The 16,877-nt window shown below is 56.7% G+C and carries 22 protein-coding genes and 1 tRNA gene; 5 read left to right on the top strand and 18 right to left on the bottom strand.

Annotated features, from left to right (window positions below; genetic code table 11):
* Positions 1-188 precede the first annotated feature (188 nt).
* The 3 genes from BC363_RS13385 to BC363_RS13395 all read left to right on the top strand — a co-directional run bounded on the left by BC363_RS13385 (position 189) and on the right by BC363_RS13395 (position 2,055).
* Positions 189-767: a cold-shock protein gene (locus BC363_RS13385; protein WP_025426885.1), complete on the top strand. Its 579-nt coding sequence runs from the start codon at positions 189-191 to the stop codon at positions 765-767.
* Complete coding sequence (locus BC363_RS13390) at positions 767-1,249, top strand: DUF192 domain-containing protein (protein WP_065781522.1); 483 nt, start codon at positions 767-769, stop codon at positions 1,247-1,249. The genes BC363_RS13385 and BC363_RS13390 overlap by 1 nt, the downstream gene beginning before the upstream one ends.
* Before the next feature lie 158 nt (positions 1,250-1,407).
* The gene (locus BC363_RS13395; protein WP_065781521.1) at positions 1,408-2,055 is read left to right on the top strand and encodes an outer membrane protein; all 648 of its coding nucleotides are present in this window, start codon (positions 1,408-1,410) and stop codon (positions 2,053-2,055) included.
* 209 nt (positions 2,056-2,264) lie between these two features.
* Here the strand turns inward: BC363_RS13395 and BC363_RS13400 are convergent, their stop codons facing one another.
* The 7 genes from BC363_RS13400 to BC363_RS13430 all read right to left on the bottom strand — a co-directional run bounded on the left by BC363_RS13400 (position 2,265) and on the right by BC363_RS13430 (position 7,675).
* Entirely contained in the window at positions 2,265-2,921 is a 657-nt protein-coding gene (locus BC363_RS13400) for a DUF1062 domain-containing protein (protein ID WP_244519869.1), read from the bottom strand.
* A 368-nt stretch (positions 2,922-3,289) separates the two neighbouring features.
* Positions 3,290-4,366 (bottom strand): D-alanine--D-alanine ligase family protein, encoded by a 1,077-nt coding sequence (locus BC363_RS13405; protein WP_065781519.1) that lies wholly within the window; start codon positions 4,364-4,366, stop codon positions 3,290-3,292.
* A gap of 230 nt (positions 4,367-4,596) precedes the next feature.
* Positions 4,597-5,199: a histidine phosphatase family protein gene (locus BC363_RS13410; RefSeq protein ID WP_244519870.1), complete on the bottom strand. Its 603-nt coding sequence runs from the start codon at positions 5,197-5,199 to the stop codon at positions 4,597-4,599.
* Positions 5,200-5,309: 110 nt separating this feature from the next.
* A tRNA-Arg gene (locus BC363_RS13415) sits at positions 5,310-5,386 on the bottom strand.
* Positions 5,387-5,423: 37 nt separating this feature from the next.
* Entirely contained in the window at positions 5,424-5,729 is a 306-nt protein-coding gene (locus tag BC363_RS13420) for an ETC complex I subunit (RefSeq protein ID WP_065781518.1), read from the bottom strand.
* Between the two features lie 424 nt (positions 5,730-6,153).
* Positions 6,154-6,750: a hypothetical protein gene (locus BC363_RS13425; RefSeq protein WP_065781517.1), complete on the bottom strand. Its 597-nt coding sequence runs from the start codon at positions 6,748-6,750 to the stop codon at positions 6,154-6,156.
* Positions 6,743-7,675 (bottom strand): hypothetical protein, encoded by a 933-nt coding sequence (locus BC363_RS13430; RefSeq protein ID WP_065781516.1) that lies wholly within the window; start codon positions 7,673-7,675, stop codon positions 6,743-6,745. Before BC363_RS13430 ends, BC363_RS13425 begins: the two co-directional genes overlap by 8 nt.
* 213 nt (positions 7,676-7,888) lie before the next feature.
* On the opposite strand from BC363_RS13430, the gene BC363_RS13435 reads away from it, so the two are divergent.
* Positions 7,889-8,134 carry a hypothetical protein gene (locus BC363_RS13435; RefSeq protein WP_065781515.1) on the top strand — a complete coding sequence of 82 codons (246 nt, stop codon included), beginning with the start codon at positions 7,889-7,891 and terminating at the stop codon, positions 8,132-8,134.
* A 46-nt stretch (positions 8,135-8,180) separates the two neighbouring features.
* On the opposite strand, the gene BC363_RS13440 is transcribed toward BC363_RS13435, so the two are convergent.
* Positions 8,181-8,558: a hypothetical protein gene (locus tag BC363_RS13440; RefSeq protein ID WP_244512896.1), complete on the bottom strand. Its 378-nt coding sequence runs from the start codon at positions 8,556-8,558 to the stop codon at positions 8,181-8,183.
* Between the two features lie 186 nt (positions 8,559-8,744).
* Between BC363_RS13440 and BC363_RS13445 the strand changes: the two genes are divergently transcribed.
* Entirely contained in the window at positions 8,745-8,990 is a 246-nt protein-coding gene (locus BC363_RS13445) for a hypothetical protein (RefSeq protein ID WP_139110197.1), read from the top strand.
* A gap of 44 nt (positions 8,991-9,034) precedes the next feature.
* Here BC363_RS13445 and BC363_RS13450 read toward each other — a convergent pair whose 3' ends face one another.
* The 10 genes from BC363_RS13450 to BC363_RS13495 form a co-directional block, all read right to left on the bottom strand.
* Entirely contained in the window at positions 9,035-9,337 is a 303-nt protein-coding gene (locus BC363_RS13450) for a hypothetical protein (RefSeq protein ID WP_065781512.1), read from the bottom strand.
* Entirely contained in the window at positions 9,334-9,669 is a 336-nt protein-coding gene (locus tag BC363_RS13455) for a DUF2293 domain-containing protein (RefSeq protein ID WP_065781511.1), read from the bottom strand. The genes BC363_RS13450 and BC363_RS13455 overlap by 4 nt, the downstream gene beginning before the upstream one ends.
* Entirely contained in the window at positions 9,666-9,872 is a 207-nt protein-coding gene (locus tag BC363_RS13460) for a hypothetical protein (RefSeq protein ID WP_065781510.1), read from the bottom strand. Before BC363_RS13460 ends, BC363_RS13455 begins: the two co-directional genes overlap by 4 nt.
* A 12-nt stretch (positions 9,873-9,884) precedes the next feature.
* Entirely contained in the window at positions 9,885-10,130 is a 246-nt protein-coding gene (locus BC363_RS13465) for a hypothetical protein (protein WP_065781509.1), read from the bottom strand.
* Positions 10,131-10,264: 134 nt separating this feature from the next.
* A complete protein-coding gene (locus BC363_RS13470; RefSeq protein WP_065781508.1) occupies positions 10,265-10,546 on the bottom strand; it encodes a hypothetical protein in 282 nt (93 codons plus the stop codon).
* A gap of 849 nt (positions 10,547-11,395) precedes the next feature.
* Positions 11,396-14,119, bottom strand: coding sequence for a D-alanyl-D-alanine carboxypeptidase family protein (locus tag BC363_RS13475; RefSeq protein WP_065781507.1), 2,724 nt, complete (start codon positions 14,117-14,119; stop codon positions 11,396-11,398).
* Between the two features lie 11 nt (positions 14,120-14,130).
* Entirely contained in the window at positions 14,131-15,762 is a 1,632-nt protein-coding gene (locus BC363_RS13480) for a terminase TerL endonuclease subunit (RefSeq protein WP_065781506.1), read from the bottom strand.
* The gene (locus BC363_RS13485; RefSeq protein WP_065781505.1) at positions 15,762-16,148 is read right to left on the bottom strand and encodes a phage terminase small subunit P27 family; all 387 of its coding nucleotides are present in this window, start codon (positions 16,146-16,148) and stop codon (positions 15,762-15,764) included. The genes BC363_RS13480 and BC363_RS13485 overlap by 1 nt, the downstream gene beginning before the upstream one ends.
* Entirely contained in the window at positions 16,145-16,444 is a 300-nt protein-coding gene (locus tag BC363_RS13490) for a phage head closure protein (RefSeq protein ID WP_065781548.1), read from the bottom strand. The genes BC363_RS13485 and BC363_RS13490 overlap by 4 nt, the downstream gene beginning before the upstream one ends.
* Before the next feature lie 17 nt (positions 16,445-16,461).
* On the bottom strand, positions 16,462-16,875 hold the full coding sequence (locus BC363_RS13495) for a DUF3168 domain-containing protein (RefSeq protein ID WP_065781504.1): 414 nt from the start codon (positions 16,873-16,875) through the stop codon (positions 16,462-16,464).
* Positions 16,876-16,877 lie beyond the last annotated feature (2 nt).

The following is a 16,877-nucleotide window of genomic DNA, read 5'->3' on the forward strand; positions in this document are numbered from 1 at the left end:
CCTGTTTCGAAGAAGATGGCGTATACTGATCTGCCAGCAAGCCAGAGGCAAGGCTGCGTCCCTACATTCGGCCCAGGCCAAAATACGCCGAGGGTCTTGCGCATCAGCGGCGGGACGATGTTATTCTAGTCAATAAGAATCAGTTAACCGTAGTCGGTAGTCGCGCGTAAACGAGGGGCTGGGAGAGAATGGCGGATAGGACATCTTCAAAAGACGTCATGCATGATGACGACTTTGGCAGCGACGCCCTCGACCTCGTCGAAATCACCGGCGTGATCAAGTGGTTCGATGTCGCCAAGGGCTTTGGCTTCATCGTGCCCGATAACGGCATGCAGGACGTACTGGTGCATGTGACCTGCCTGCGGCGTGACGGTTATCAGACGGTGCTCGAAGGGGCCCGGGTCGTGGCTCTCATCCAGAAACGCGATCGTGGCTACCAGGCCTTCCGCATTCTCTCGATGGATCAGTCGACAGCCATTCATCCCTCGCAGCTGCCGCCGATCAGAACCCATGTGCAGGTCACGCCGACGAGCGGCCTCGAGCGTGTTCTCGTCAAGTGGTTCAACCGGACCAAGGGGTTCGGCTTCCTGACGCGCGGCGAGGGCACGGAAGATATTTTCGTGCATATGGAAACGCTGCGCCGTTTCGGACTGACCGAACTTCGCCCCGGCCAGGTAGTTCTCGTGCGCTTCGGCGATGGTGAAAAGGGCCTGATGGCGGCCGAGATCCATCCCGACGGCCCAACGCCGACGAGCCGTTCGCACTGATGTCGATAGCTCGAACCCTTTCTGCAAGAAGCGCCGCCATGGCGCTTTTTTTGTCTCTGCTGTTGTTTGCCGTTGCTGCGTTTGCAGAGGTGCAATTCACCGCCGACCGGATGCGTGTGGTGACGGCAGACAACCAGGCCCATGAGTTGACGGTCGAGCTTGCCATCGATGCCGATCAACGCGAGCAGGGGCTGATGTTTCGCCGCTCAATGGCGCCTGACCATGGGATGCTGTTCGATTTCGGCGAAACGCGCCGGGTCATGATGTGGATGAAGAACACCCATCTGGCGCTCGATATGCTGTTCGTCGACAAGCGCGGCATCGTTCGCACCATCCATCAGGATGCAGTTCCGTTCTCGGAGGCGATCATCGATTCGGGCGAACCGGTGGCCTTTGTGCTGGAGCTCAATGCCGGCACCGTCAAGCGCCTGGGCATCAAGGCCGGCGACCGGCTCGAAGGCGCTCGCATCGGCGGCAATTGATCAAGTAGCGCCCAGCTTCAGAATTGGCTGACTGGAAATGTATAATCATATGATTTAAAAGAGAAATTTATTATTCCCGCTCCGAAGCGAGCCTTTTCGGCAGACGCGCCCTACATAAGTTGGTAATCTTGCTATCGGACCAACAGGAGGCATCTGTGATGATCAGGCATGTGCTTGTTGCAATCTTTGCTACTGCCGCTCTTGCGCCCGCTGCATCGGCCGCCGATCTGACCGAAAATCTCGAGCCGGTGCCCCTGGTGGAAGCCGCGCCTACCTTTGTCTGGACGGGCGGCTATGTCGGTCTGCAAGGCGGTGGCGGCTGGCTTAATGGCGACTTCAGCGCGCCTGGTGCAAATGCTTCTGAGGACTTCAATGGTGGCCTTCTCGGTGCCTTCGCCGGCTACAACTATCAGCAAGGCGATTGGGTCTACGGCATCGAGGGCGATGTCAGTTATAACTGGAACGACAAGACCTTCGATATCTTCGGTACTTCTCCGGAAGTCGGGACCGATGTGTCCGGCTCCGTCCGCGGCCGCCTCGGCTACACCGTCAATGAAAAGGCGCTTGTCTATGCGACCGGCGGTTGGGCAATTACACGCGGATTCGTTGATGTGCCGGGGGCTTCCAAGGAAAAGGAAACCTTCAATGGCTGGACGATCGGTGCGGGCGTCGACTACGCCTTCACCGACAGCATGTTTGGCCGAGCCGAATACCGCTACAACGACTATGGCGACAAGGACATCGGCGGCATCAACGTCGATCTCGACCAGCATCAATTCACCGTCGGTATCGGCGTGAAGTTCTGAAGACCATCGATGTCAGGAGGGCTCCGATGGCATCGGAGCCCTCTTTCGCTGTCGTTGTCCGCGTTATTCACGCTTACAGCGCCGCGCGTCAAACATGACGCGCTAAGGACGCTGTCACACTTTAAAATTGCTGCATAATTTATCCTTAAATCGATTCCGATTTAAGGAATTATGCAGTAGCCCGAGGCCGGGCCCCGGCCGGTCTTCGGCTAAGGCCCGGCGCGGCTGAGGATCGCGTTGCGATCGGCTTCGCCTGCAAGATCGATGGTGATACGCATCTGATCCTTCACAGAGTGCCGTAGCGTATTCCTGCCCAACGGAGTCGTGGTGACGCGGCCCGCTTCTTCAAGCATGGCGATACGCTTGCGTGACAGGCCGAGCTCCATGGATAGCAGCCTTTCCGTTCTCAGCGATGTTTTCATTGCCAGGCCGAGAACGATCTCCAAGCGTAAGGATGACTCGGCGGCAGGGTTCAGTATCGTCTTTTCTACATGAACGTCGGCAAATTCTTCGATTCGCCCTGCATTCTGGCGCAGTCCGTCGAGATCGAAAGAAACCTTTTCGATCCAGGCTCCGTCGTTGTTCTGCAAGGCGTGCAGCGTGGCCGGATCGATATCGCGGATGTGGCGGCGCTCGAAGATGGGGCGATTCCAGGTGCTGTCGCAGCCGCTGCAGCGATAGATCAACCAGGCATCCAGCCGCCGGCCATTGGCATTGAGCCGCGTTTTGCCGCTCGGCTCAAACGGACGCACTGTTCGGCAGCGGTTGCAGGCGAGCCACGGGCGCGGCGCGATCCTGGGTTTGATGGTCCACTGGACCAGGAGTGTGTGAGACATGTCGTCTGGTTCTTCCGATTGGAAGTCCATCAAGACGACGGTTTGAGCACCCGTTCAGGGGACGCGGTCTGGCAGCGTTTTGGTGATGGTTCGATCCGCACGAAGAATCATGCGGCGACAGGTCGGCAATGCCATTCCGGTCTCGAACCGTCACCTCGACGAACGCATTAGGCTGCGATCCGACAGCGACGATCGCTATCGGGCGTACGTGGTGAAACAAGCGAGACCGGGGTTTACAAAGGCAAAGCCGAACTCCAGGAAAAGACAGCGCAATTTGCTGCGCAACCCTCCTAGCCGAATATGACTGCTACGGGAAGTAGCAATTTCGCGATTCATCGCGCAGTCGGAACGCGCGACGCGACGCGTTCCACCAATGCAATGCGGACTTGGGAAAATGATCAGCGAGCCAGCGTGGCCCTTGCCAATCCATGCTCGATCAACAGGCCGACAAGCTCAGTGTAGGGCACGCCGCTCGCGGCCATGGCCTTCGGGTACATGCTGATATCGGTAAAGCCAGGCATGGTGTTGACCTCGTTGATCACAACGCTCAAGTCCGGCCGGACGAAAAAGTCGACGCGCGCCAGCCCTTCGCAGCCGAGCGCGATGAACGCTTGTCCGGCCATGTCCTGCAAGCGTTGCGTTACCTCGTCTGGCAGAACTGCCGGAATGCTGATGGCGGCGCCATCTTCATCAAGGTACTTAGCCTCATAGGTATAAAAGCCGTGGCTGGCACTGGTCGCGATCTCGCCCGGAACGGAAACCATCAGGCTTCCGTCTGATCTTTCGAGCACGGCGCACTCGATTTCCCGTGCCTGGACGAATTCCTCGATGAGAACCTTCGTGTCGAACTTGAAGCCTTCGTCGAGCGCCGCATCGAACTCTTCGGCAGTTTTCGCCTTGCTGACGCCGACCGACGAACCCTGTCGTGCGGGTTTGACGAAGACCGGCTGTCCCAATGCGGCCGTTACATTCTCGAAGTCCGGACGCTGATTGGGCCTTGCGGTGACGGAGCGGGCAACCGGTAAACCCGCCTCGCGCAACAGGCGCTTGGCCATTTCCTTGTCGATGGCCGTGGCGGAGCCGAGGATGCCGCAGCCGACCAGCGGGATATTGCAGACCTGAGCGAGCCCCTGGATCGATCCGTCCTCGCCGTACAATCCGTGCAGGACGGGAAACAGAATGTCGATCGCCGGTGGGTGCATCATCGTGCCGGGAGCTCCGTCGAAGGCGATCAGGCGACCGCGTCCGCCAGGCACCAGGCATACTTTTGTACCGGCATAGGCGATGTCAGCAGGCAGGCTGCCAGCCGTCATCTCGATCAACAACCATTGTCCGGTACGATCGATGAGGATCGGCACGATCTCGTACTTGGCCGGATCGATCGCTTTGAGGACATTGCGTGCTGAGAGGATGGAAACGTCGTGCTCGGCGGATTGCCCGCCAAAGAGCACACCCACACGCAATCTCGAGGTCATGAAAGTTCCTTTCCGGGAGCGTGAATCAATCGATGAGCTCCGTTTTACCTGACCAATTGCAACCGAATTGAGGTGGTTGGTGCGTCGTCATTTCCTGGCGTTCCGCTTTGCTGACTGGCTTCACCAAGCGATATCACGTCGGGTTATGGTACGGACCGATTGAACTGCAGCTGTTTTCGGAGTTAGGTCGGCGCGACTTGATCCCTGACGGCCATCGAGATGAACTCCGGCTACGCGAACATGGGCGCCGAACCGCCTACAAGACTGAATTCACCGTCGCAAAGGCGATAGAAACCATCCTGAGGAACGGGCAGCTCCAGCATTTCGCGCTTCGAAAGGCCGGAATACACGCCGCGTACCAATCTACCGAAGAGCCCGTGAGAAATCGCAATGGTTGGCAAAAGCGTATCTGCGAGCCAGTCTCTTGCCCGGGCACACGCAGCATCAAAACTTTCGCCGTCTGGAGACCTAAAATACCAATCAAAAGCGTCCGAGCCATCCAGCATTGTCGGAAACTCATTGTCGATCTCGAACTTCGTCATACCATCCCAAGAGCCGACGGAAACCTCCATCAGCCGGGCGTCGTCACGAGCGACCAAGGGGAGCACTCGCGTTAGGCGATCAGCTGTCTGTCGAGTTCGGCCTAGGGGGCTGACGTCCATTTGGAATGATTGCTGGCTGCCCGAAATCTCTTTCCAAAGGAGTTCAGCCACCCGATCCGCCTGCTCAATACCACGCGCCGTAAGCGGGGAATCCAATTGACCTTGGTAGCGACCCAAGGTGTTCCACATCGTCTCGCCATGACGAAGCAGATAAATCAATTGTGTCGCCATATAAGCAGATACCCGCTGCAGTTCACTTCAGAGGTTCGATATCCAGTAGAGCCCAGGATCTATCGAGGATAGGTTGGTCAGGCCCGTAGAACCTGAACAAGGAGAAGTGATGGCGACCCCTGCAGGATTCGAACCTGCGACAACCTGCTTAGAAGGCAGGTGCTCTATCCAACTGAGCTAAGGGGCCGTTCCGGGCGGAGCCCGTTGAAAGCGGCTCAAGGACCTCAATGGGTCCAGGGCTGCATCCGGCTGAAACGGAAATTGTCCGGGTAGGACACAGTCTTGCGCGTTGCCTCTTTCGGCGCGATCACGCGGTATTCGATGCCGTTGCGCTCGGCATAGGCAATTGCCTGCTCAGCGCTTTCAAAAGTCAGTCGCAGCTGCTGCAGCGTATCGCCCGAGCTGGTGTAGCCCATGACCGGATCGATTGTGCGCGGCTTTTCCTGATCGAACTCCAGCAACCACAGATTCGTCTTGGCTTTGCCAGACTGCATGGCGGTCTTTGCTGGACGATAGATCTTTGCGGACATGGTCTCGAACGGCTCCGTTATTTCGCTGGTGGAGCATTTTGCGGCCCCAACATGCGTCTTCCCATAGCGCAGAATGATTTAAAACGGAATGACTTTCAGACCGATAAATCTGGCTTTCGTCCGTATTTTGCCGGCAATGGTCGAGCGATCGCTTGGCCATGAAGGGCCGACGGCACCGGCGTGTCGCATGGCCTTCGTCTCGACAGGCATTATACGCCGACACTGCTCCCACAGATTCGCGGTCAGCAACATCGTGTGCAGCTAATAATCTAATGCTTTTGGGGATTTCGTTGGTCGGAGTGGAGAGATTCGAAATCGCCATCTCTCCACTTTATAACCTCGTATCAAATTGTTTTTAAATGATAAAATGAATATTAGCATTCGATCATTTGTGACATTGTGACGGGCGTAATTTTGTGACGTGTTACGCGCCCTTCTTACTGCTGTCTTTCAATTTCTCTTCAAAAAGAAAGTTAACCCGGCCAACAATCCGAGCGAACGTGTAGCCTCCTTCAAGGATTAAGAAAAAGAAGGCGCTGCGAATCACTAGCTGCAGCCACCAAATGTAATCCGACGCCTTAGGGGTGATTTCCAGCAAGCAAGGCAGCACTCGTTTAGCAAACCAATCGTTCTGTGCCTCAGGCGCAATAACTACCATAGCCACGGCCAGTGCGGCGGACGCCGTCATCACGAAATAGGAAACGTTGTGAAACAGTTCTTTGGACAGATCACGAATGCGTTCCATCCTGTTCTTTTTCTCTAAGGATGCGTCGCTGGAAACAGTTCCCTCGTTGCCACTTGCGATATAGAAAAGAACACTGAAGCCGAAGCCAAGAAGAATTGACGCCACAGTATTAATGGAATTGACGAAATCTGTCAGGTTATCCGTGAGAAGGAAAGCTATAGCCGGCGATATCGCTACAAATGCAGCGATTCGCGGCCAAATACGGATACGCCCGTCCGTTCTATAGTTATAGAAGGTTGCGTTATTCTCCGCGATGATGGACCTAATGCTAACCATTCTCTGTGACTTTTATGACGTGATCATTAAGGGCTATCAGTATCTCGTTGCATGTGTCTGCGTTGCCAGGATGGCCGTCTTCATCAACATCGACTTCAAGCGGAAATCTTGTCGCCCGAAACCCATTCTCGAACATGTAAATGGTTGTCGATTTTCCGTTCATATCCGCGAGCACGGTGCAATCGATAACGTCGTCGTCTTCGATGGCGATCACGTCGCTTTGATTCATAAGGCCAGCGACGGCATGTTTGATCGCATTCTGGCCCTGTCCGAAAAATGGAATGATGTTTCGTTTAACCCGCTCGACAAGAATGTCATCCTTGCCAGAGCGGGTCAGGGCAATCATTATTTTACCGCCAAGAGTGCTTCGACCGTTGATCGCTGTTGATTTGTTCGCAACATTTACCCGGATTTCACGCGGCTCTGCGTTCTTATAGTAAGACGCACCTAGTCTGAAAGAATGGGAGCGAATTCCCTTTCGTTCAGGCATAAAACCGACAAGCGTATCCTTTAGAGTATTATACCCTCCGAATAGTCCAAGGTATTGGGACCCTATGTAAATCATGCCAGTCTCGGACAAATACAGCACAAAATGAAACGGGCGTAGGTTTACGCTTTGTGCGGATATCTTTCCTTTGTCAGTATTGTCGTATCCGTGACCATAGTAAGAAGCCCTGAATGTGCCCGTAATGGTGCGAGCGTTGGGAAAATCAAGGTTCTCAAGCGGCGCTTCTTTGCGGGACCGCAACCTTTCGATGTCGGATTCCTGTTTCAAGTCGAAGGGTTTTTGGGCCTGCATCTTCGCGAAAAGCGCAGAGAATTCCGCCGTTGTGAACGGTGAAATCGCCTCCTCGTTGCCGGATTTCTTCATTCGCGCCAGATAGTGGAAGCTAGCGCTTACCTCTTCATTCTTTCTCGTAACCATTCGCCCTGATATCCCGTAACAGCTTACAACTAGCGATTCGCACTCGTAGGGATTGAAACACTAAAAGTAGCTCTTGTTTAGTGGGGACTAAGTAGCGTCGTCCGGCACCCTCCACAACTTGGGGATATCTTTAATGTTCTTATTTTGTTCTTTTTGTCGCAGAAGTCAAGGCGTTCGGGGAGAGCCGCGAGGGGCAACCGATGGGGTTAGAAGATGGCAAGGCTAGTGGGCAGTTCTAGTGAGATGGAAGAGCAGGCGCGAAAGTTGTCCGATGCCGAGCTTGCCGAAATCGCATGGATGAATGATAGCCCGGAAGCACTAAAGGCACGCGGCGAGATTGCGCGCCGAGCGGCGGAAGGTGGCCAGTCGACGCTTCGCTGGGCGAAGATAGCTGGCTGGGCAGGAATTGTCGCGATTGTATTAACTTTGATCAGCTTGGGTATTCAGGTCATCGGCTAAATCTGAGTGGAAAGCCCGCTGGTGAAGGCCAGTGGGCTTTCGTTGATCACTTCTTCTTTTTCGCTGCCGTTGCCGGCTGTATTTTCGGTGTCTCTGTTCCAGCCCACGCGAGGCCGTTCATGAACGCACTGCAAGCTTGGATGGGTCCGACCAATACGGTAGCGCCCGCTAGGTTGCCGTTGACCTTTTGGCGAGCCTTGGCAACGTCCGCGTCTGTCGCTCCTAGCGCCTTCGCCTTTGCAAGGTTCGACTGAGCGTCGGCGCGCATTTGCGCAACCGAACCGTATCCGCCATATGCCGGGCAGTTCATTGCAACAGCTTCCGCGCCTGCATAGCGATTGAGGTGCGCCTCCATTGGAGTGGCGGCGGGCGTGGTATTGCACCCGGCAAGCGTCAAGGCCGCTGCACCGGCAACGATAAGCATTCTCATTTCTTGGAATCCCCCACAGATTTACAACTTGTCGTGTATCGACGCTTGTGTTGCCCGACAAGAGGTCTGGCGCTTCTCCACGCTGCAATAACCGATCTGACGAGTCTGCTAAGTGATTGCATGCTGCCTCTTGCGCAACTAAGGTTTGCATATCCTGTAAACCTGACACAAAGAGCCCACATGAAATTCGTCGGTGTAATGATCCTCGTGCAAATGATCGGTGGTTCTGCCGAGCCCCGGATTGAGACCAAAGTGTTGACCATCCTGCCGATGGAACAATGCGAGGAGCAAGCAGCCAACCTCAACCGGGATGTGGTGCCGCCGAAACTGACTCAGGACGGTGGTATCATCGTATTCGAACGCCGTCAGTGCGCCCTTATGATGGATAGCGAACTGACGGCGGCGGCTAAGCGGATTGGAAACTGAGTGAAGCTGCCGTTCACGACTGATGCCTCTTGTCTGCCGTCGATTTAGGGAAGTAGCCGCGATGCAAGCGTCGTCGGCAGCCCATCGCAAAAAATCACCATGGCGTCTTGTGGAACGGATGAAAGGGCCTTTCGTAGGGCGGTTGCGTCGAAGTGGTTCCACGCTTTCGCCTGCGTCAACTGGACTGCCGCCATGAAAATTCGGTCGCTGTCCGCTCCCCCGTCAGGACCAACTTCGGTCAGAAACTTCGCAAGCGCAGCGAGAAAATCTTGAGCGAAGCTTTGATCTGAAAGTCGGTGATCAAGGGTTGTTATGTCTGAAGGTCGCAGTGCTGCAATGTTTATCATCGCATCCCCTGTTGAATGGCGCGGGTTGCCGGGAAGTCATCAAGCGCTTGCCTTGGCCGCTTCTTCCACGCCCCAATCATAGCGTTGATCTTTGGTTGCACTCGCCGCCGTGCTTCATTCCGATCGGTGCCGACTAAAAGCATCTGGTCATAGTCGGTCATGGTATGTCGAAGCGTGGTCTGCATGGTGATGCCGACCGCCTTACCGATGGATGCCTTCTGCCAGTCCTTTTTGGCGATCTCTGCGACGAAGAACGTGACGGCGAAATCCGGGCATCCGGGATGCTTGCGGCGAATGTGCTTCTCTATCGCTTCCGCCGCAAACTTCGTCATGCTTCACGCCGTCGCTGATTTTCGAAGGCGTAAAAGATGACGCTGGCGAGTTCGTCAGCGCGCCGGGAGACGGGCACAAAGTCCCATTCTTCCTGCGGCTCATTGCGTGCCTGGATCAGCGTTTCTTCAATGATGACGCTGATTTTTTTGACGAAAGCTTCATCGGTATCCTTCCACGGAAGGATGTTCGATTGATCAGACATGATGCTTCACCTCTAAGCGGCTGGCCGGATAAGCGAAGGAATACCTGCAACAATTTGCTTTGCCGCTTCCGCGCGCTGATCTTCAATGATCTGTCGCATCATATCCTCTGGCACGATGCCGTAATCAGTGAGCAATTCCGCGATCTGGTGCGGGGCGATCTGGCCGGAAACCATGTCCGGCTGAAGCTTGGCAATATTGGCGGCGAGGCCGTGGGTGAGGCTGTCGAAGATGGCAGTGGGAATGAAGGTGGTTTGCATAGGTAGCCTTTCTGATTTTTCGACATGAATCTTAGGCCGCGCAGATTCACGCGTCTAGAGGATTGCTAATTTTTGTTGTTATAAAACAAAGGCTTAATATAAGTAAGAACATACTTATTTTTGGCCGTTCGGCGCTAGAACCGACCGAATACCTCGTTTTCCTTCATACGTTCGGTGCTTTCTTGCTCGATCCGGGCGTTGCGCTTGGCAAGGGCTTTCTCGCCCTTTGCGCGGTGATAGGCGGCTTGCGTCCGTTCCTGCCACTTCCGCTTTGCAACGGCGTCCTTGTGGTTGCGGAGTTCCGCGATGGTCAAACCGGCAGCATCCGCTTCAGCTTTTTCGCGAGCGACGATGCCTTGTGCGCGCTTCTGTTGCTGAGCTTTATACTTTTCACGGAATACCGGAGATATTGCCACGTGCTGCTTCCCTGCTAACGAACAGTGAGGCCGGGGTGTCAGAAAGGAAAACCGCCCCGGCCTCATTCCCATGGAGCCGCGCTTTCGCGCACACGCTGCTATAGCGGTCTGGAAATCGGACGCTGTGGGAAAAATGAGGGCGGCGAGCTTTTGGGGACCGGAGACATTAGGATTGGAAGCTTTATCCAGTCGCGTAGCGATCTAAAGAAGCAAAATCCACGTAACAACAATAACCATCTTCTAGGAAAAAGGACATAGCTTCACTATGCGCATAGAAAAGACAAAGGGCCTATTGGCAAGTGTCTAATCTATGCTTGGTGAAGAGCTATCCAAAACCTTCTTCTGAGGCCACCACAGCACACACCTTATGACGGGGTGCAGGGGGAGGACATAACCAAACTAGAGAACCTTGTGACAGGTAAGGCGGGGTCTGACTGTCGCCTTTTATCTCTGGCTTCCTCTGTCCCTTAGAAACAGGCCACCCTTCCGGTGTGGGCCGTTTCCTTACGACTGAGCAGGCGTAAACGTGTCATACCAGTTTGGCGATATCGACGCGTTTTGTGGGTCGCAAGCTACCAGCGGAGCCCACTCCTGCGACGTCTGACATTACGGCGTGAAATCATCGGCGGCTAGGCCAGCCTATTCAGGAAGCAGGTAAAGTCAGACGCTGCTTTTCTGGGTTATATTATAGCAAGTTCACAATCGCCCTGACGAACTATTTCGTTGAAATCAGAAGAAAAACCCCATGCATCCGATTTTCTACCTGCTATAATAGAGACAATTGCAGCAGCAGCGGCAATTGTTTTCACAAACACCCGGCGAAGTCAGACGCGCCGGGTGTTTTGTTGTCTATCGGCTCCTGCTATTGGCGAAATTGCCGGGCCTTGTCTGTTTCCGCATCTCGTCGGCCACCACGCCGCGCATTGTAACTTCCATCTGCCGGGCCATCCGCTTCGCGAGGTCGGCATTCTGTTCAGGTGTCCCGCCGCCGTTCGTGTTGACGGTGACAGGGGCGTTAATCGAGATCGCTTGCACCGGGGCGGCGCTCATGCTGCCAAGGTCCGGCGTGGAAAGCATCGGCGTGCCGGTGACAAGGCCACCTTCGGCATAGCCGGGCATCCTCCCATAGTTCATCGCGTCAAGTGCGCGGGTGCCAATCCGCCGCGTGGCTTCCTTCGTCACGACGTATTCACCGCCATGGACGATACCCTTCGGCTCGTGCTTGCCGCCATCGCCAGTGTATCCCCCTTCCGCGAAGCCGAAGAGTGCGCCGAGCAAGCCGCCGAGGATACCACCGAAACCGCCGCCGCTACTTCCAGCGCCAGCACCACCACCGAACAAACCGGCAAGCGGCCCTTCGCCCATAAGAACGGCCTGAAGGCCAACTTTGATCAGCGTTTGCAACATGGATTGCAACGCCTGTTCCGCCGTCATGGTGCCTGACAAAAGACCGGCAAGGGCGTCCGTGATTTGCGAGCCGAAGAAATGCCCGGCTTCGGCAAGCCCTTCCTGTTTCTGGCGAAGCCCTTCGGTTGCCACTTCCGCTTGCGCCATACCCTGCGCAAGCTGGGCGATCTGGGCGCGCTGCTGAGGGGTGAGGGTGATGCCCGCTCGCTGCGCCTGATTGAGCATCTCTTGCTCATACCGGAGCGCCTGCGCCCGCTGCGCCGTCATGCCAAGCGCCTGTTGTTCGGTGCCCTGCGCCGCGACGTATTCGCGGGCATTGGCCGTGATCTGGCTATAGGCGTCGGCCTGCCGAGTCGCTGCGTCGGTCAGACGTTGAATTTCGGCGGTTGTGTTCTTACTACGGGCGTCGGCGTCCTCAATGTGCCAGTTCTCATTCGACAACGGGAAGGACAGGCCGAAGCTTCCTGCATTCTGGTGCATCCACTTCCGGGCAGCGTCGGACGCATAGCCGAGATCGGCAGCGTTACCCTTATTGTGCTGGCTGTTGCCGGGCGGTGCCGCCCACTTCCGGGCGGCTTCCGGCGATCCATGTTTTTCCAACGCATCAAGCCAAATTTCCTGTTGGCGCTGAATGGAGCGATAGCCGGAGTTGATCGTGACCGAACCGCGAAGGTCGTCGGGCATGGAGGCCAGCATTTTCGCCAGCTTCGCCGCGAAGGCGTCGGCCATGCCGTTGACGTGATCCTGCGCTTTGCCGGACGCCAGCCTGCTAGAAAGGTAGCCTGTCGGATCGTCGGTCGCGCTCTTGAGGTTCACAGACGAAAGCGCCTTGCCGCGCATTTCGTTAGCCAGGGCGATTTCGCGCTGACCTTGCGCACGTGCGATTGCAGCCTGATAGACGGCTTCGATTTGGGCTTTCTTGTCGAGATCGGCCAGCGATTTCGCCAGTTCCGGGACTTCGTTCTTCAGGGCGCGGATTGCGTCACCGAAGTTCTTGATGTTGGCGACGGCGCGGCCTGCGGCGGTATCAGTGCCGGACAAGGTAGCGTTGAGGTTGTCGAGCGGCGGCTTTGCGCCGCGTGCTTCCTCGCCGGTCTTGTAGATGAAGCTTTCGGAATAGCCGTTGCGCCGGTCGAGAATGTCGCGAAGCTTCATCGCCTCGCCGGTCAATTCCTCGACAAGCTGCTTCTGGCGATCAATGTTGAGGTCAATGGTCGGATCGTCGGGATTGATGCCCTTATCAAGCTGAAGATCGGACAGAAGGTCTTTCGCTTCGCGAAGCTTGTCGTAGGTGCTGAGAAGCTGAGACTGGACGTTCCGCGTCGTCTGTTCCTCGATGCGGTTCATCCGGTCAAGCCAATCGTCCATAGCACCGACGACATCAACCACGGCTTTCTTTAGAGCCGTGCCAACGGTGCCGGTGATCTTCGAGAACTTCCGGTCGATTTCGTCGGCGCGCTGAATCACCTCGTCGTCAAGGACAAGGCCAAGGTCGTGAGCTTCCTTGATGGCTCGCCGGATACCGTCGGCACCTTGGCTAATGAGTTCCACGAAACGTTCGCCGCCCGTGCCGCCGAACAGTTCATCGGCAATGCGGATTTGTGCCGCCCGGTCGAATTGCTGAAGTCGGGCAATGATTTCGATAAGCAATTCGTTCGGGTCGGCCAGCTTGCGCTTAAGTTCCGTGGCGCTGTAGCCAAGGCGGGCGAAGGCGTCGGCGGCGCTGCCCTTTCCGGTGACAATGAATTCGTCTGCGCGAAGGGAAAGCTCCTTCATTCCGTCGACAAGCGCGTCAACCGGGATGCGGGCTTGGTTCGCCACATGGGACAGTTCTTGGAAAGTGCGATTGGATAGACCGGCGCGCTTGGCTTCTGATCCGATGTTCGCCACGCCCCTTGTAAGGTCGGTGACGCGGCCAATGATGGCATCCAGCCCGCCGATTGCCAGCCCGCCCACGATACCACCAGCCAGCCCCTTGCTGAATGCGCCCATGGTCTTCATGGCATTGCCCATGGCCTTCTCGATGCCCGAACCGGCGTTTTCGGCGTCCTTCTTCATCTGGCCGAAGTCGCGGCGGGTCCGATTCTTACCGCGCTCAAGGTCGCGTTCGAATTTCGTAAGGCGGGCCTCAAACGAGACCAAAAGGCGCTGTTCGTCGTCTGCCATCTGATAGGCTCCTATGCGGCTTCGGCTTCGTCGCGAAGCCGGTCAAATTCATCGGGATCGAGGTCGAAAATGGATCGGCGGTTGTCGTTCGCAACGGCACGGGACACGGCCATGGCGGCGGCAACAGCGCCGTCGATACGGTCGGTCTTCTTGCCCTTGTGCATCCGCACAAGGCCGGTATCGTTGCGGCTGGCAACGACGCTATCGAAGTGATGGCGAAGGACCGGGTGCCCGTTGTGGCGAATATTGAAGCCATTCACGACGCGCTCAAGGGTGCCGATGGCCGGTCCCATGGTGAGCGGTCCCTGTCGCATCTCAATTGCAGGCAAGCCGTCATCATGAAGGCGCTGCATGGTCATCCGGGCAAGGTGCGGGTCGAATGCGATTTCCTGGACGTTGTCATTGTCGGCGCAAATCTCGCGAATGTGCTGCTCGACAGCTTCCGGCTCGATCACCGGGCCGTCAATTACGGTAATCAAGCCTTCATCGCGCCACTGTTCATAAGGCACGCCGTCACGCTGCGAACGGCCCTTCAGGTCATCGCCCGGCACAAAGAACCACGGGTGAACGAAGATCCGGCCATCGTCGTGACGCCATGCGCCAACCACGGCAGTCAGGTCGCCGTTCACGGACATATCGACTCCGAGGAAGCACGGCAGCGCCGCAAGGTCGACAAGGTCAAAATGCTGATCAATCCCGGCGTCATAGGTCGCCATGTTGAACAGCGGGTCGCGGGAATGGGCCTGCCAGATATTCAAGTTGAACTGCTGAAACGCGAACCGTTCGGCGGGCCGGTCGGCTGCTTCCTTCGCAGCGGTGCGCAAGGCGTTCAAGTTCGGGAAGCCGTGGGCAAGGCCGGGATTGCAACGATGCCAAACGGCTTCATCCTGCCAATCGTCGCCGGGCGCTGCTTCGAAGATAATCGGCAGATATGCCGGATTGTCGATCTCGCCGAGCGCGACCTTGCGGGCATAATCGTATTCGGTGAAGCCAAGATTTTCAGAACCGCGCCCGGCAGTCGTCGCGATCACCATAAGCGTGCCGCTGGTCTTGACCATGCCGGATTTCAGGGCTTCCCAAAGGTCTCGGCCCTTCCAAACGTGGATTTCGTCCACGAGGACGAAAGCGGGCGTCTTGCCATGCTGGGCCGCGCCATCGCTGGAAATGGCTTGAAGCTCGACCCCTTCAGAATTCAGGACGATCTTCTTCGCGCTGTTATGGGCGTTATAGATGCGGGTCGCCGCAACAATCCGCTTGTCCATGCGGACAATGTTCGCAGCTTCCTTGAAGCCAAGCCCGGCTTGTTCACGGTCGGACGCGGCAAAGATCACCTGTCCTGCAGCGACACGTTCGGGGCCGATGGTATGGAGCAAGGCAAGGGCTGCGGCGAGACTGGTCTTGCGGTTGCCACGCGGGATCATCCAGAACACGGTTTCAACAATCCGCCTGCCGTCCGCGTGTCGGGGTCCATAGATGCGGCGAACAATCCGTTCCTGCCAATCGTAGAGCTGGAAAGCCGACTTCGACGCGGTGCTGTTCGGGTGCCTCAACAACCGGAGGAACTTCACAGCCCTTTCGCCATAGCCGAAAGGGTCGGGAATATCGCTGCCGTCAAAAATCCAATCGGGATAGGTGCTTGCCATCAAAGCACCTTCAGGGGGTTGTCGCTGTCGTCATCGGCGGATGCACCACCGACACGCGCACGCGACACGGGCGAGAGACCATATTCAGCCGCAAGCTGCCGCGCTGTCTGCATCGCCTTATCCTGCGCGCGGCAAAACTTAAGATCGATCTCGCCGGTTGCGCGAAGCTGGTCCTCAATCTCGCGAACAAGGCCACGGGCGCGGCAATAGTCTTCGACGCCGCCGAGATCGCCACGGGTGATAATCCCGCGTTCAATAAGGCCGGGCCAGACGCGTTTCCATTCCGCACGGGCATACTCTGAAAGAGTCCTCGGCGCGGCGGGCGCTTTCGTCAACGCGTTGCTGTCGCGGGAAATGGGCGGCTTCACGCCGCGAAGGTGTGTCACCGGATCACCTCGCCGCGAAGCTCAAGGGCTTCATGCCTGCCGAGTTCCTTGATTTCTTTGAGGCCGTAGCTCTGGCCGTTGTGTGTCACACGGTCGGCGGTGGTGATGCCAGGGCGATACCGGACACGGAAAATCATGGTGCCGGTTTCGGCCTCGCCGTAGCCGGTGAAAAATTCGGTAGCGGTCTGCTGAAGGACTTCGGCCCAAACCACGGCCACGGGCGTCCATGCCTTCACCACGTCGCCGGTCGGCTTCACGGTTTCGGTCTGCCGGTCAATGGTGATGCGGCGATCCATGTTCCCGATATTGAGCACTAGACCACCCACCGAATGAGGGCTTCGACGGAAAGGACGCCGTGCCCATATTCGGGCTTCGGATCACGCGGGAACCGGGTTCCTGTCACCTTGAAGTGGTCGCAATAGCCGCCTTCAATCGGCAGATTGTATTTGGACAGGGCGGCGGCAAGGGTGCCGGTGATTTCTTTCGCGGCATCCTGCCCGGCATCCGGCGTCCAGATATGCAGGTCGAGATAAACCCACGCGGCGCTCTGGCTTGCGTAGTCGTTACCGTGCAAGGTCGTCGTGCCGTCGCTCATGACGATGCATGGCGTCTTATCCGGGCGGGTGGAGCCGGCGCGGATATGGTCAGCCGGGACAAGCGCCGTGACTTCCGGCTTATCCAGAAGCCGGGTGCGAATGGCGGTCTGAAGGGCAAGAACGGGTTCCACGG

The sequence above is a fragment of the Ensifer sp. LC384 genome (assembly GCF_001695865.1).
GTDB lineage: Bacteria > Pseudomonadota > Alphaproteobacteria > Rhizobiales > Rhizobiaceae > Ensifer.

Bases quoted from the DNA above. Each gene is read 5' to 3' on its own strand.
- BC363_RS13385 (WP_025426885.1), top strand. From the start codon at position 189: ATGGCGGATAGGACATCTTCAAAAGACGTCATGCATGATGACGACTTT.
- BC363_RS13390 (WP_065781522.1), top strand. From the start codon at position 767: ATGTCGATAGCTCGAACCCTTTCTGCAAGAAGCGCCGCCATGGCGCTT.
- BC363_RS13395 (WP_065781521.1), top strand. From the start codon at position 1,408: ATGATCAGGCATGTGCTTGTTGCAATCTTTGCTACTGCCGCTCTTGCG.
- BC363_RS13400 (WP_244519869.1), bottom strand. From the start codon at position 2,921: ATGGACTTCCAATCGGAAGAACCAGACGACATGTCTCACACACTCCTG.
- BC363_RS13405 (WP_065781519.1), bottom strand. From the start codon at position 4,366: ATGACCTCGAGATTGCGTGTGGGTGTGCTCTTTGGCGGGCAATCCGCC.
- BC363_RS13410 (WP_244519870.1), bottom strand. From the start codon at position 5,199: ATGGCGACACAATTGATTTATCTGCTTCGTCATGGCGAGACGATGTGG.
- BC363_RS13420 (WP_065781518.1), bottom strand. From the start codon at position 5,729: ATGTCCGCAAAGATCTATCGTCCAGCAAAGACCGCCATGCAGTCTGGC.
- BC363_RS13425 (WP_065781517.1), bottom strand. From the start codon at position 6,750: ATGGTTAGCATTAGGTCCATCATCGCGGAGAATAACGCAACCTTCTAT.
- BC363_RS13430 (WP_065781516.1), bottom strand. From the start codon at position 7,675: ATGGTTACGAGAAAGAATGAAGAGGTAAGCGCTAGCTTCCACTATCTG.
- BC363_RS13435 (WP_065781515.1), top strand. From the start codon at position 7,889: ATGGCAAGGCTAGTGGGCAGTTCTAGTGAGATGGAAGAGCAGGCGCGA.
- BC363_RS13440 (WP_244512896.1), bottom strand. From the start codon at position 8,558: ATGCTTATCGTTGCCGGTGCAGCGGCCTTGACGCTTGCCGGGTGCAAT.
- BC363_RS13445 (WP_139110197.1), top strand. From the start codon at position 8,745: ATGAAATTCGTCGGTGTAATGATCCTCGTGCAAATGATCGGTGGTTCT.
- BC363_RS13450 (WP_065781512.1), bottom strand. From the start codon at position 9,337: ATGATAAACATTGCAGCACTGCGACCTTCAGACATAACAACCCTTGAT.
- BC363_RS13455 (WP_065781511.1), bottom strand. From the start codon at position 9,669: ATGACGAAGTTTGCGGCGGAAGCGATAGAGAAGCACATTCGCCGCAAG.
- BC363_RS13460 (WP_065781510.1), bottom strand. From the start codon at position 9,872: ATGTCTGATCAATCGAACATCCTTCCGTGGAAGGATACCGATGAAGCT.
- BC363_RS13465 (WP_065781509.1), bottom strand. From the start codon at position 10,130: ATGCAAACCACCTTCATTCCCACTGCCATCTTCGACAGCCTCACCCAC.
- BC363_RS13475 (WP_065781507.1), bottom strand. From the start codon at position 14,119: ATGGCAGACGACGAACAGCGCCTTTTGGTCTCGTTTGAGGCCCGCCTT.
- BC363_RS13480 (WP_065781506.1), bottom strand. From the start codon at position 15,762: ATGGCAAGCACCTATCCCGATTGGATTTTTGACGGCAGCGATATTCCC.
- BC363_RS13490 (WP_065781548.1), bottom strand. From the start codon at position 16,444: ATGGATCGCCGCATCACCATTGACCGGCAGACCGAAACCGTGAAGCCG.